The organism is Levilactobacillus parabrevis ATCC 53295 (genome assembly GCF_001434055.1).
GTDB lineage: Bacteria > Bacillota > Bacilli > Lactobacillales > Lactobacillaceae > Levilactobacillus > Levilactobacillus parabrevis.
The window spans coordinates 24,693-37,838 of record NZ_AZCZ01000007.1; the positions used below are offsets into that span (position 1 = coordinate 24,693).

The 13,146-nt window shown below is 46.7% G+C and carries 11 protein-coding genes; 4 read left to right on the forward strand and 7 right to left on the reverse strand.

From position 1 onward, the window contains the following. Window positions 1-218 precede the first annotated feature (218 nt). The 5 genes from FD07_RS02950 to cls form a co-directional block, all read right to left on the reverse strand. Window positions 219-2,051 (reverse strand): DUF2207 domain-containing protein, encoded by a 1,833-nt coding sequence (locus FD07_RS02950; RefSeq protein WP_020088875.1) that lies wholly within the window; start codon window positions 2,049-2,051, stop codon window positions 219-221. Window positions 2,052-2,464: 413 nt separating this feature from the next. Continuing rightward, on the reverse strand, window positions 2,465-4,120 hold the full coding sequence (locus FD07_RS02955; protein WP_020088874.1) for a glycoside hydrolase family 43 protein: 1,656 nt from the start codon (window positions 4,118-4,120) through the stop codon (window positions 2,465-2,467). A 49-nt stretch (window positions 4,121-4,169) separates the two neighbouring features. Continuing rightward, window positions 4,170-5,654, reverse strand: coding sequence for an MFS transporter (locus FD07_RS02960; RefSeq protein WP_020088873.1), 1,485 nt, complete (start codon window positions 5,652-5,654; stop codon window positions 4,170-4,172). 432 nt (window positions 5,655-6,086) lie between these two features. Then, a complete protein-coding gene (locus tag FD07_RS02965) occupies window positions 6,087-6,992 on the reverse strand; it encodes a helix-turn-helix domain-containing protein (protein ID WP_020088872.1) in 906 nt (301 codons plus the stop codon). 227 nt (window positions 6,993-7,219) lie between these two features. Beyond that, entirely contained in the window at window positions 7,220-8,713 is a 1,494-nt protein-coding gene (gene cls / locus FD07_RS02970; protein ID WP_155823038.1) for a cardiolipin synthase, read from the reverse strand. A 77-nt stretch (window positions 8,714-8,790) separates the two neighbouring features. On the opposite strand from cls, the gene FD07_RS12475 reads away from it, so the two are divergent. Next, window positions 8,791-8,946 (forward strand): hypothetical protein, encoded by a 156-nt coding sequence (locus FD07_RS12475; RefSeq protein ID WP_020088870.1) that lies wholly within the window; start codon window positions 8,791-8,793, stop codon window positions 8,944-8,946. Window positions 8,947-9,013: 67 nt separating this feature from the next. Here FD07_RS12475 and FD07_RS02975 read toward each other — a convergent pair whose 3' ends face one another. Then, window positions 9,014-9,841 carry a DNA/RNA non-specific endonuclease gene (locus FD07_RS02975; protein WP_020088869.1) on the reverse strand — a complete coding sequence of 276 codons (828 nt, stop codon included), beginning with the start codon at window positions 9,839-9,841 and terminating at the stop codon, window positions 9,014-9,016. A 236-nt stretch (window positions 9,842-10,077) separates the two neighbouring features. Here FD07_RS02975 and FD07_RS02980 point away from each other — a divergent pair, with 236 nt between their 5' ends. The 3 genes from FD07_RS02980 to FD07_RS02985 all read left to right on the forward strand — a co-directional run bounded on the left by FD07_RS02980 (window position 10,078) and on the right by FD07_RS02985 (window position 11,235). Next, entirely contained in the window at window positions 10,078-10,620 is a 543-nt protein-coding gene (locus FD07_RS02980; protein ID WP_020088868.1) for a hypothetical protein, read from the forward strand. A 72-nt stretch (window positions 10,621-10,692) separates the two neighbouring features. Beyond that, window positions 10,693-10,860: a hypothetical protein gene (locus tag FD07_RS12310; RefSeq protein ID WP_020088867.1), complete on the forward strand. Its 168-nt coding sequence runs from the start codon at window positions 10,693-10,695 to the stop codon at window positions 10,858-10,860. Window positions 10,861-10,938: 78 nt separating this feature from the next. Beyond that, on the forward strand, window positions 10,939-11,235 hold the full coding sequence (locus FD07_RS02985) for a hypothetical protein (RefSeq protein ID WP_020088866.1): 297 nt from the start codon (window positions 10,939-10,941) through the stop codon (window positions 11,233-11,235). Between the two features lie 468 nt (window positions 11,236-11,703). On the opposite strand, the gene FD07_RS02990 is transcribed toward FD07_RS02985, so the two are convergent. Beyond that, window positions 11,704-13,035, reverse strand: coding sequence for a C1 family peptidase (locus FD07_RS02990; RefSeq protein WP_020088865.1), 1,332 nt, complete (start codon window positions 13,033-13,035; stop codon window positions 11,704-11,706). Window positions 13,036-13,146 lie beyond the last annotated feature (111 nt).

Below are 13,146 nucleotides of genomic sequence, written 5' to 3' on the forward strand. Positions count from 1 at the left end.
TTTCCAAAATACGGGTTCCGATTGAACCACTATGTCTCCAATTTACAAAGCAAGGCGCACAGTGTCAATCTTTCTCGCTAAACGATACGGCATTGTAATGTTTCACATGAAACAGGCTCAGTAACATGCAAAAATTTGCCACTATTCTATCAGATTAGAATGAAAATCCTCTGGGGATTCGCCGCTACTGGTGAATCTTCAGAGGATTCTCGCTGAATTTAAAATGCGCCACCACCAGAACCGCCACCAAATCCGCCGGAACTACCGCCAGAAAAGCCACCAGAGCCACCGGAAATGGAACTGTCACTACTAGTATCGGCTGACTGCAATGCGGAAGATAAGCTGTCACTCAGGGCATCCCCCAATGGTAACCCAACCCCACCGTAGAATAAGGGATAGAAGACCACTAGATCAGTGTCCAACGCCTCTGGGCCAAAGTCTACGGCTAACTTGTCAGCGACTTGTTGCGCTAGTCCGAAGGCTGCCGCATACGGTAAGATTTGCTCCCAAAGAATCAAATCGCCAATCTCGGCCGTATTGAAATGACCAATATCTTTTAACATCCGCCGAAACCCAGTTAACTCATTAACCTGATCTAAACCTTTTGCATTGTTTCGATCAATTCGCCGATAGAAGCGACCCACAAATATCCAGAATACTATCAGGACTATCAGTCCGACTACGGTACCAACTTTACCAACAGTTACTCCCAACAGCCAACTCGCTGCTGCGGTAACGATAATCAAAGCACTCAATCCAAGCCGTGTGCCGATGAGCCGCTCACGTAATTTCAGATTTTTATCATCGTAATAGGTATCTGCTGCATCATCAATCGGCTCTTGCCACTCACTAAACCACTTATTTAGCTCGTCATTTTCATCATGCTTACCAAAGGTTTTCAATTCCTGCAACGTAAAGCTATCGTCACTGCCAACTTGCGCAAAGCATTTCTCCAGAAAGCTATTGGTCTGCTCCCCATTTTTGGTCAGCTTCACTGTTTCCTTACGCCCATCTTTCACTGGTTCTAGCGTAATCTCTTTGCGGGCTGCTGCGGCCAAGATTTCACCAGCTAGAGCATCGGTATTAGGAGACATTCCGTCGGCTAACGATTGCGCTAAGGCCGGGGTAACACCTGGAACATCAAAGGCGTGATTAATCGGCGTTGGATGCGCGTATTTATTCGCCGGATGACGATGGTACCACCACCATGAACGCACGCCACAGCCGACTAATAAAGCGATCAACACCAGGAAAAATCCCCAGCGTAACCACTGCGCCTGCTGACGTTTCTGATTCGCTTGCCGCGCTAACTTAGCTTCCTGTTGCTGGGCCGCCACTAAGCGATTCTTAGCCACTTTGTTGGGATTGGTTGCCGTTACCGTCGTCGGAAACAACAAGTGACTCTCAACAAACGATTCTGCTGGATTCTGGGCGACCGTCATAACTACCCTACCATGCTGACGATCGACCTGTGTGTGACCAGATAATGGCCCATGCGTCCAGGCTTGAAGCTTAGAAACCTTTGTCTGTGGCAATTGAATTGTGACTTTAACGTGGTTTAACTGCACATCCCAGCCGGTTCCAATGACCTTCCAATTCAATTCTGCAGTGTCACGATAATTCTTAACGACCCCTCGTAAATGGAAACGGTACGTTACGGCCATCTGATCGCCGTCACTTACCGTTTGATACAGCTTGACCCTTAAGCGCTGCTTGCTTTGTGTTAATTCATAACTTCCATTTTGGCCATCCGTTGCTGGCACCCCGGTCACCGTACCACCATCGTTGACGCGATACTGCACACCAGTCAACTTACCACCCTGAATGCCGCGTATGTCCTGGACATTAAATACCCCATGATAGCCGTCATCAAACCGATACGTCATCGTCTGAGTGACGTTGGCATCCCCATATTTAAGGACCTGAACATTCACCCGATATGGCGAAATCGTATAATCTGCACTTGCTCGCACGGATTGTCCCTGCACACAGAATAGTAAACCTACCAGTAAGCCTAAAATCAAGCCCCAAAGTCCCCGTCGTTTCAGCATCCAACCACCCCTTCTTACTACCCATATTTTAGCATAGCTAGCAATAAGGCCCAACTCACAATGCTGCCTGGTTATTTTAGCTTACCAGACTTGCTCAACCGACACCTAAACACTCGACTCGCAATCGTTTCACCCACTCATTCATCATTTTTGGTGACTGCTTAACGGGTGAAACGAAAGCGAGGCAACATCCTCGCTATCCCCCTTGAACTCCTGTAGAGTCACAGTTAACCCCGAACAGAAAAAGCCCCTCCGATTACTCGGGGGGGACTTTCTCTACATATTCACATACTTCATCTGTTGCTAGCACCGGTTACGTCCCGGTGAATTGACCAGCAGAGTGGTCTCAATCCAGTTCACCGATTCATTACCTTGGCGCTATCATACACCCAGCTGAGAACTGTGCCAATCAATTAGTCCTCAGAAACCAGGTTTTCGGACGTAACGTTGTCAGGCAATTCCTTGTAATCGAAGTGATCGAACGTAGCAGCTTGGCCGTAACCGGCGTAGTCGACAGCGTATAATCCAACGAAGGCACCGGTGAAGAATCCACCAGAAGTCTGTAAGACGTAGTCGTCAGAGAGAATGGCTGCATCCAGTTCAACTGGAACAGTTTCCCACTTCTTACCGTCAAATGAGTATTCGTAAGTGTAAGACTGCTTGCGAACCTTCGTCCGGAACCAAACGTATTCGGTACCATCAGGAATGGCAATTGCATCGTCTTTCAAGTAAGACGTGTAGTTGTTGTTGTCGTTTTGGGCAACTTCGATAACGTGACCCTTCTTTTCATCCCAAGTGATGAAGATTGAAGAGTAGTGCTTGTCGTTGTAGAAGTTAGCCAAGCCGGCCATCTGTTGATACGTGAATGGATCAAACTTAACTTTGGTTTCAGCATCAAAGTTGAATGCTTGCCAACGCCGTGCAACATAGGAAACATCAAAGTTGCTGGATAAGGATTGGTTACCAACTAACTTCAATTCACCGTTACCAACCGTCCCCAATTTCTTGGTGAATGGTTGACGTAAGGTGTTCCAGTTCAAGTCGAGTTCCGACTTGTCGAATTCATCGTGTTGTGAATGGTCTTTAGGCGCCTTCGTCAAGATAGCATCCTTAGGTGCTTCAACCTCAACTTGACCACCATGACCGCCGACAACACGTGGCCAGCCAGCATCGTCCCATTCAACCTTTTGAATGGAAGTTTCACGACCGAGTGTGCTCCAACCACGTGGGTCATAAGCAGATTCGTTCTTATGGTTCCAAGGACGAGATACCAATGATGCGTAGTACCATTCGCCACCTGGTGTGTTAACTAAGGCACCATGACCTTGCTTTTGTAAGTAGAAGTCTGGCGTATCCATGTTGGTGATGAATGGACCATCTGGTTCGCTTTCGAAGGATAACTTGTCGAGCGTCTTAGAACGGGCAACAACTTCTTGGTGGGTAAAGACAGTCCCACCTTGCGCAGCAAACAGGTAGTAGTAACCGTTGATCTTGTACAGATGTGGACCTTCAACCAATTTAACATCGGTCCCATTGTAAAGGTTCCGTGCCGTTTCTGGCTTCAGTTGCATCGTATCAGTGTCAAATTCAGTCAAGGTAATCCCGTCGAATGGGTGGTGATATTCACGGTGGTCCCAGGTTTGTTGAACCAGGTACTTGCGACCATCATCATCGTGGAACAAGGAAGCATCGAAACCAACACCGTTGACCTTGATAGGGTCAGTCCATGGTCCGCGGATATCCGTAGCCGTGGTTAAGTAGTTGGTCATGTCCTTAAATGGACCGTCGGTGATCTTAACGTCGGTGTAGATCAACCAGAATTTGCCATCAGCATAGCTCAAATCTGGTGCCCAAATCCCACCAGAGGCAGGGTTACCAACCATGTCCAACAGTTTAGTTGTTGACAGTGGTGACGGTAATAAGTTCCAGTGAACCATGTCCTTGGATTCATGCAAACGAACACCAGGGAACCATTCAAACGTCGAGTTAGCAATGTAGTACGTGTCGTCAACCCGAATCATGCTAGGATCCGCGTTAAAACCAGGTAAAACGGGGTTTTGAATCTTCATAAAAGAATCTTCCTTTCCTTAACAAAATTAGTTAACTAAAGTTAGTGACCTAAACCTTGTTAGCCTTACGTTCAGCGTTAAGTTCTTCGTTCATCCGCTTAACGTCAGCGTCAGACAAGGTGTACTTGCTCATGATCCACATAGCGATCAGGGCAAAGATGATTGGTAACCAGATCATTGACCATTGGATACCCATCAAAGCACCAGAACTTTGACTCGTCTTGGTCCCATCAAACTTGAAGAAGGCGTTGATGTAACCAGGGATGATACCACCAAGAGCCAACCCAATCTTGAAGAACAGACCCATGATGGCGTTGATGATACCGGCAACCCGCTTCTTAGACTTGTATTCACCGTAAGAAACAACTTCTGGAACCAATGACCACATGTAACCAGTAGCAGCAGTGATCCCCCATTGTTGTAAGAAACGACCAATGTAACCAAGAGCAGTAGCATCTTTAAAGGCTGGCATAGCCCAAGCCCACAGAACTAATGTCCCGATAATGAACAGAGCTAAGAATGCGTAGAAGAATTGACGCTTCCCAATCTTCTTACGGATGATTGGCCATAAGAATACCAAGAAGATACCAGGAATGGAACCAACCAAGTTAATGGAAGCCATCCATTCGGAGTGACCGATGTTGTATTGCATGTAGAATGGCCATACAGTGTTCCCGAAGAACATGAAAGTAAAGCCAATCAGGAAGAAGGAACCCAATACTTGCAGTGGCTTGTTTTGCTTAAATTCAACCCACAAGTCGGAGTACTTAACGGCAGCAGATTCCTTAGCCGTAGGTAAGACCCGTTCCTTGATACCGAAGTAAGTGCACATCAACATGATAAACCCGATAATCATGTAGATACCCATAACTAAGAAGTAAGCCTTCCCAGCTTTTGGTGAGGTGTAATCCCCTAAGTTCATGTGAATTCCGAAGAACCCAATATCCTTAGATTGTGGATTAGGAGAAGCCATCTGAACAAATAATGGCAAGAATGTGTAAACCAATAAGTTACCAATGTTGGCTTCAGTCATACGGACAGTAGTCAAAGTGGAAACTTCATCGTTATCACGCGTTAATGAAGCGTTCAAAGCCCCATAAGGAATGTTAACGAAGGAGTAGATCAAGGCCGTTGCCAAGTAAGCGATGAAGGCATACATAACACTGCCCCGTACGGCATCGATTGGCAAGAAGAGCATTGCGGCGAAGATCGTCATTGGAATCCCACAGTAGATCAAGTAAGGACGATATTTCCCAGACTTGAAGTTGTGTTTATCAACGAAGGCACCAACCCACGGATCCCAGAAAACGTTGACCCAACGAACAACTAAGAAAATCGTAGCACCAACTGCGGCGGAAATTCCGTAAACAGTGGTTAAGTAGAAAAGTAACATTGACCCAATCGTACCAAAGATTAAGTTTTGAGCTAAATCCCCAGCACCATAACTAATACGCTCACGCCAAGAAAGCTTGGCGAACTCATCGTGCGCATTGTCTTGAGTCTTTGCGGCATCAGCCTGACTATTTGAGGCCATATGCGAAAACTCCTTTCAAAGGAAAATGTTTGTAACGCCATTCGTAAGTCAATTTGATTTACGAAGACGTCCACTAGAATTATGTCATCTGGTTGGTAGATGCAACCAACCAAGGTAGGTAAAAAAATTGCTGAAACTCGCATCATTGATTGAACATCCCGATAAATTTCACGACCAGTGCTAACCGGCTTTCCATTTATCACTCCCTCAAGCCTCATCGCTGAAACTTGAGAACAACGAACTTAGCATGGCCAAACGCTAACCCGCTGTTTTATTTTGTTAGCTAACTACAACTGCATTGTAATCGCTTCCAGAAGAAATGGCTATCTTATTTCATGACTGTTTTTAGTTAAATTGTGACCTAGTTTACAAAATAAAAGCCCGGTAAATTAACCTTTTACCGGGCAAAGCTGTTACTTTGTGCACGTGAAACTACTCGAAGTAGCCACTTTCTTTGACGGTCCGCACCCGCCGTTTTTGCTTCATTTGTCGTTGATATTTGCTTGGCGTCGTGCCCGCCCATTTCTTAAACTGCTTACTAAAGTTGGACACGCTACTTGCTCCCATCAAATCCGCAACGTCTTCAATCGAATACTCTGGTGACCCCAGTAGCATCTTAGCTTTGTTGTATTTCTGACTTTCAATATAGTGCAGTGGCGTGACGCCATAAACCTTTTTAAACGTCCGATGCCCATAACCACTACTAATTCCAATCTTTTGACAGATGTCGCCGAAGGTAAAGTTGACCGCCTCATCCCGCTCGATACGTTCCTTGATCATCGTTGCAATCTGACGGCTGGTCTTGGCTTCACTCTCCGTGTACTTCTTGCCATTTCGAGACTCATAATTCTGCAGATTTTCCGTCAGATCATAGAAGAAATTCAAAACAGCGATTTGAATTTTCAAGTTAGCTTGTTCCTTGCTCAGCTTCTTATTGGCACTGTAGGCCACCATCTTCTTGGCCGTTCGGACCGCTGACTGCGCAATCGGCTGATCGGCCGGGATAACTGTATTCGCAATCTTACCAATAATTTCCGACTTCAACGCCAAATTTTCGATGTTGAAATGGAAACAAATATAAGTCATATCCTGATCTGCACTACTATTTTGATTCGTATGCAACGTCCCAGGAGAAATGATAATGGCATCCCCCGCACCGTAATCGTACGTGACCAAATTTTTAATTTCCGTTGTTTGGCGCCCATCAATCACGCACATCAACTCAAAGGCTTGATGTTTCTGCTCAAAAAACTGCCAGCCCCCGGGAACCGTTCGCATATGACCGCCAAATAAGTAGAGGCTAGAATCTACGACTGGTAATGAAACAAAGCGCTTCATGATAAAACCTCCTCAATCCTCACGCCGTCTCCTCCCAAATTGATCAAGCGACTCATCCGTTTTGTAACCGTTTTATTGTTATAAGCTTATTATAACCGCTAAGTTGGTAAAAATAAACAACCAACCTTGCTTGGCCGCTTCATCTCGGCCTATTTTCCTTATCAGTACGCCATTGACAAGACAAAAAAACTCCCAGTCCAACGACCGGGAGTTCACAATTTAACCTTTTATAAAATTGGTGATAGTAAACGTGACGCTGTTTGCTTAAATTTCAAATAAAGAGACTGCTGATCGAACTTCTCTGGTGTGATCAATTCGCTATGCGCCATATCCTTTTCAAAGATGCCCTCTAGTTCACGCGCAATTCCCTCATCGTAGATAAAGGCATTGATTTCGAAATTCAACTTGAAGCTCCGGTAGTCCATGTTCGCTGACCCCACCGAGGCGATCCGGCCATCCACCACAATCGTCTTAGCGTGAATAAAACCGTTATGGTAATAGTAGATTTTTACCCCATCATCCGCAAGTTGGCGAGCATAGTACTGTGTTGCCCGGTACACGAAGGCGTGATCCGGCTTATCGGGAATCATAATCCGGACATCAATTCCGGCCATCGCCGCGATCCGCAGGGAGTCTAAGACACTGTCATCGGGAATCAAGTAAGGCGTCTGAATCCACAGAGACTTCTCCGCCGTCTGAATTAGGCGCATGTAGCCCATCTTGATCTGCTGGAGGTCAGAATCGGGCCCACTTGAGACAATCTGCAGACTCGTGTTCCCCTTGACCTTACTTAATGGGAAGTAACGCGTATCAATCTTCCGATCATTGAAGGGATGGTCCTTATCCGTGGCGTTCCAGTCCAACATAAAGCGGGCTTGCAGTGAAAACACCCCTGAGCCGACAATCCGCAGGTGCGTATCGCGCCAGTAACCGAACTTTTCCTTACGCCCTAGGTATTGATCGCCAATATTAAAACCACCAACGTACCCGACCTGACCATCAATCGTCACAATTTTACGGTGATCACGGAAGTTCAGTCGGAAGTCAATGACGGCTGAACGAGTTCCCAGGAAGGGTTCCACGTGGCCGCCAACATCCATTAATGGCTTGAAGAACCGTTTCCACGTCCCCATCGACCCCCATGGATCATAGATGACGCGGACCTCAACACCGGCAGCGGCCTTTTTGACCAGTAAATTTAGAATCTCATTTCCAATCTTATCGTTATAAAAGGTGTAAAATTCAATGTGAATACTGGAGTGGGCGCGCTCGATGTCTTCCATCATGGTGTGAAAGAGATCGTGTCCGTCCGTAAAGATCTTTACCCGATTCTGCCGGGCTAAAAACGCTTGATCGGTCTCCATAAACATGTTGACCATGTTGATGACCGAGTGGCTAATTTTATCGGCCGGCATAATCTCCGTGCCCAACTGCTCACGTTGCTGACTCAACCGTTCATTCAGTTGAACCGCCACTTGGTGTTGTAGTCGAAACATCCGGCCCTTTGGTAACTTCCGTCCAATGAAGGCGTAAGCAACGAATCCCACCACCGGCAGTAAGACGAGCACCAACATCCAGGCCCAAGTTGCGGCGATATCCCGCTTTTCTCGAAACACCGTCACAAGGGCTAACGCCGCGTTAATCACGACGACAATTTCAAAGATAAGCATATAATTCACGCTCACGGGTAAACCCTCCTCTGTTCTCTGTCTTTTTATCATACGCCAAAACGTCAAAAAGTCTTTAGTTTTTTTAAAATTTCCACTTATAATTGCTATAAATCATTAGGAGGTCTCCCATGTTTACACAGTTTTATACTTTAATCGGCGGCCTGCATGGGCTCCACTCCGTGCGCGTCTTCCACTGGATATTCCGCGAAAACCCCATGATTGGAACAATTCTGATCGTCGGTTTGGTCCTGTACCTCATCTATCGCTACATGAATCGCCGATAAGTAAGTTTACAAAAAGCGCGTAACTTCCCAGCTGAGAAGTTACGCGTTTTGCTGACAGTCGCTAAATTTAGAAAGCAGCCGCCGGATTACCATATTGACTCGTCCCGGTACTGTAGTTAATCTTGACGCCTGCTTGAATGTTAAAGATGTAGACGTTATACGAAACGCCCTTGCTACCAACCGATTGGGCCTGCATATGCACCCCTCGCGCAACTAATTCATTGCCTCGAAAGACCGGTTCAACCTGATAGCGGACGTAATTACTAGGATGACTCTTCAAATAACTTGCCACTGGATTCTCGTAAGCTGTCATACCCGGATCGTTGAGTGACCGGGTCCCGGTCATCAAATTTTTCAGGTTATTATTCTGACCCGTCAGTTGATAGCCGATCAAGTGACTCCGATTATACAAGTAACCGCGCTTGCCGTTGACCGTATACGGCTTATTCTTCCAGCCGGTTGGGCTAACGTACAGCGGTTCTCGCTTGGCCGTTGGCATTAGTTTTTTACTCAATAAGGCGTTGGCCGTCGTGACCCGGTTCAGATTATCTAACGTTCCGTAAGTGGCCCAACCACCCTTCTTGGTAGACAACTGGGACTGACTAAACGTGGGCTTATTGTGGTTCACCGCAACAATCTGGGTTCCCTGATACTTTTGCTCCGCTAACGCCTGACTTGCGACCGATTGCTTCGGCGCGCTGGTGGCCGCACTGCTAGTTGAATGGCTGCTAGATGATGTCCCGACGACCTTGTTGACAGCAGACGTGAGATTCCGAGCTGTCGAATTGCCCTGACTACCCATGCTCCCGATAGCCCCAATCGCGATCAGCAGAATTGCCGCATAAATAGAAATGCGACTCCCCCGGCGACCCCGGCGATAGTGCCGTTTACTCATGATCAAATTCCCCTCTCAAATACCATAACCCGTTTAATTTATATTCTATCAGAAAAACATGTGTTCGTCTTTAGTTTTCCAAATTCCACCGATTTTGTTACGGGAACTTAACGCTTTTTTAACGGGGCGTTCCGGTTTTTCTGGAAGCCACCATGCTATACTATTGAGGAACGGGGAGCACGCGATTTGTACGCGGACGCTAAAACTGTTATCATTTTTGATGAGGTGATTGGATTATGAAGAAGACCCGGACACTGGCCGCCGTCTTTAGCTTATTGGCCATCTTGACCATTGGCTTAGCCGGCTGCAGCAGCAAGAGTAGTAAATCGGGGAGTACCCAACAAGCAAGTTTCAAAAACAAAACGACGAAGAAGGCCGACGTGAAGTCCACGTTGACTAAATCAACCAAACTTTGGTATGTGACCGGTGCGGTCAACGCCAAGAGTAATTCTGGGATGGAAGCCTACCGTTTTAACAAGAACGGTAAGGTAACGGTCTACAACGTCAACAAGTTCTACAAGACGTATGCCGCCGCTAAGAAGGCCAACGCCTTGAACAAGTCTGGTGTGCTGAAAGCAACCTTTAAGACTAAGGGTGACGATACTGTCATCAACTTTAAGGGTAAGCTGTCCGACATTCCGATGACACAAAAGTTCACCGTTAAGAAGACGCTGACTGGCACCAACAAGGCCACCAAGCTGAAAGTCGCCGGTTACCACATCTCGCGCGACATTGACAACGATGTCACCCAAGCCGTTATGGTCAAGGTTGGCAACTAATTAATTGGGTAGTCATGTAATTCGAAACGGTGCCACATCTGTGGTGCCGTTTTTAATTTGGAGGAAGTCGTTATGAACAAACTATTATCTGGATTGGGCGGCCTACTTCTAGTCGGTGCCGTCCTACTCTACCAACAATTTCGTCACGTCAGCGGGATTGCCATGCTAGAAACGGGCGTCTTAGGCATTGCCGCAATTTTAGGGGTGCTGCACCTCATCAGTCACTGGCGTAACCGATAGTTTGTTTCACGTGGAACACAACGGCTGACAGCGCTCACACTTTGGGTTATGATAGGGCCTAACGGAGTGTGATGACAGATGTTAAAACACAAATGTTTACCGCTTGTTGCCCCACTGGACCAAGAGGATCTTCATCGGTTCACCGACCTAATCAGTGACAAGAACTGGATTATTCCAGTCACGGTTCTCTTGCAAGTCATCCCGGTAACGGTAGCGGCTCATGGCTTTTGGAAGACGCGTCAGTTGAAGACACAGTTACGAATTGAACGCGAACACACGAAACAAATGCAGATCGACCGCTTCCGTCCGGGCTACCACGCCGGTCAACCACAATCACTTGCTGACCACCCCCACCACGGACTCTTACATCATTAGTCCGCAAACTGACAAACACGACACTTACAGAGAAAAAATCACCAACTTAAATTTAAGTGGTGATTTTTTAATTTAATCAATTAGCTATTTAATATACGATTAATAAGATTTTTCAATTATTCTCAAATATTATCCTCTAGCACCGCCATAATTCACCCAAAACTATGCGTAAGCAATTAGAAAAATGTAATCCAACGCCTGAATTGGTCGCATTCGACCTCAATTCATCCTAAATCTAATTGTTTGTATCACTAATTCATAAATTGTCTTCACAATTTCTTCACATTTTCGTTTTAAGATGAATCTAATTCAGAAACCGATTTAACCAACTCAATTTTTGTCATTAACGATGACACGTCATTGCCCCAACCAAGCAATGATTGCCGCCTCCTAACCAGGGGCGGCTTTTTCTATCCCGTAGCAACCAAAAAGCATCTCAACACAACTGTCAAGATGCTCTCAATTACTTTACTGTAAAGAATCCCAAGCTGGTAAAGCCTTAGGTGTTGTAGCCAACACAGCCCGTTGCTCCGGTGTTAAGAATCGTTTGTGAACAACCACCTCATAGACAAAATCATCCATCCAGTCATCCGTCATCACAAAGTAACCTTTATCACCATTCTTCTCGCCCCAGCTGTTTTCAACCTTCCAGCGGGTTGGATCACTGTCAACCAAGTCGACCCCGGTCAACGTCATCGCGTGGGTCACTTCAGCCTCACCCGTGGCCAACCGTTGTGCCTTGGTCAGGCTCAGGTCGACGCCAAATAAGTCGGCCGTCTTAAACAATTGACTATCGAGGAAGCCCCGTTCGCGGCTCATCTGCTGCAAGACATCGTTCCCAAACCAAACGGCTTCGCCACTCTGTAGCTGCGCAATTGCAGTCCGCTTTAACTCTGCCATTGGTAAATTCAAGAAGGTAATGTGCTTACCACCTACGATATTATCCTGACTGGGTAAGCTGTACAACTGATCAAATGGCTTGTCTGGTGAATTAGAAATCACCACGTAGTCATCCAAATCAATATCGAAATACTTTTCAAAGAAACCTTGGGGAGTTAGACCCGCATCACGATGGTACTGGTGCTTATCGTCCTTGTATTCGAGGTCAAACGTGGTTGGTGGCTCGCCAAATGAGTAAGCTGCCATCCGATAAACTTCCTTCAAGGCCTGCGCCCGGGTCGTCGCAATCTGATCCTCGCTGGCACCATCTGCCACCAACTGGCGTAAGGCCAAAGCATCCTTGCGAAGTTTTAAGTTCAGCGTGGTAGCGAAGCCGGTCGTATCATTGGTATTAAAGGATTCCGGCATCGCACTGGCTGGAACCACCCCATACTTTTGGACAAGTGCCGCCCCCATGGCCCATTGGCCACCGTCATCGCCGGGGCGGCTCAGATAGAACGCTACTTCTCGGTCATCGAGAGGCTTGTCCGCCGTCCGTAAAATGTTGTCGTAGAAGATATTGGCCCGCTCTACCTTATCCCAGAAGAACAGGTAACTCTGTGATAGCTCAAAATCTTTCACGTTATACTTCGCCGCGAATTGGTGGCGAATCGTGTTCAACGTGGAAAATAGCCAGCAACGACCAGAGTGCTTTTGATTAGAGACTTTCCCCGTATCAAGTTCTACGGAAAAGGTTCGGTTCAACCGTACGGCGGCTTGTGGATCCTCGGCAGCAGCGAGCACCCCATTCTTAATGACCGCGCGACTCACGACATCGTGCGCCGGCTGTTGCTGGAGATCAGCGTGTAGGTCTGCGGTCTCAGCAGCGGTTAATTCATGATCAGTCTTAGTTCCTGACATAAAATGACTCCTCTCTCAAATGGCTTACAATAAATCTCATTGAAATCTCATAATTTAATCTGAGTTTATTCTAACCCTTTCCCGGGATGGACGCAATTAATCTCGGCCGGC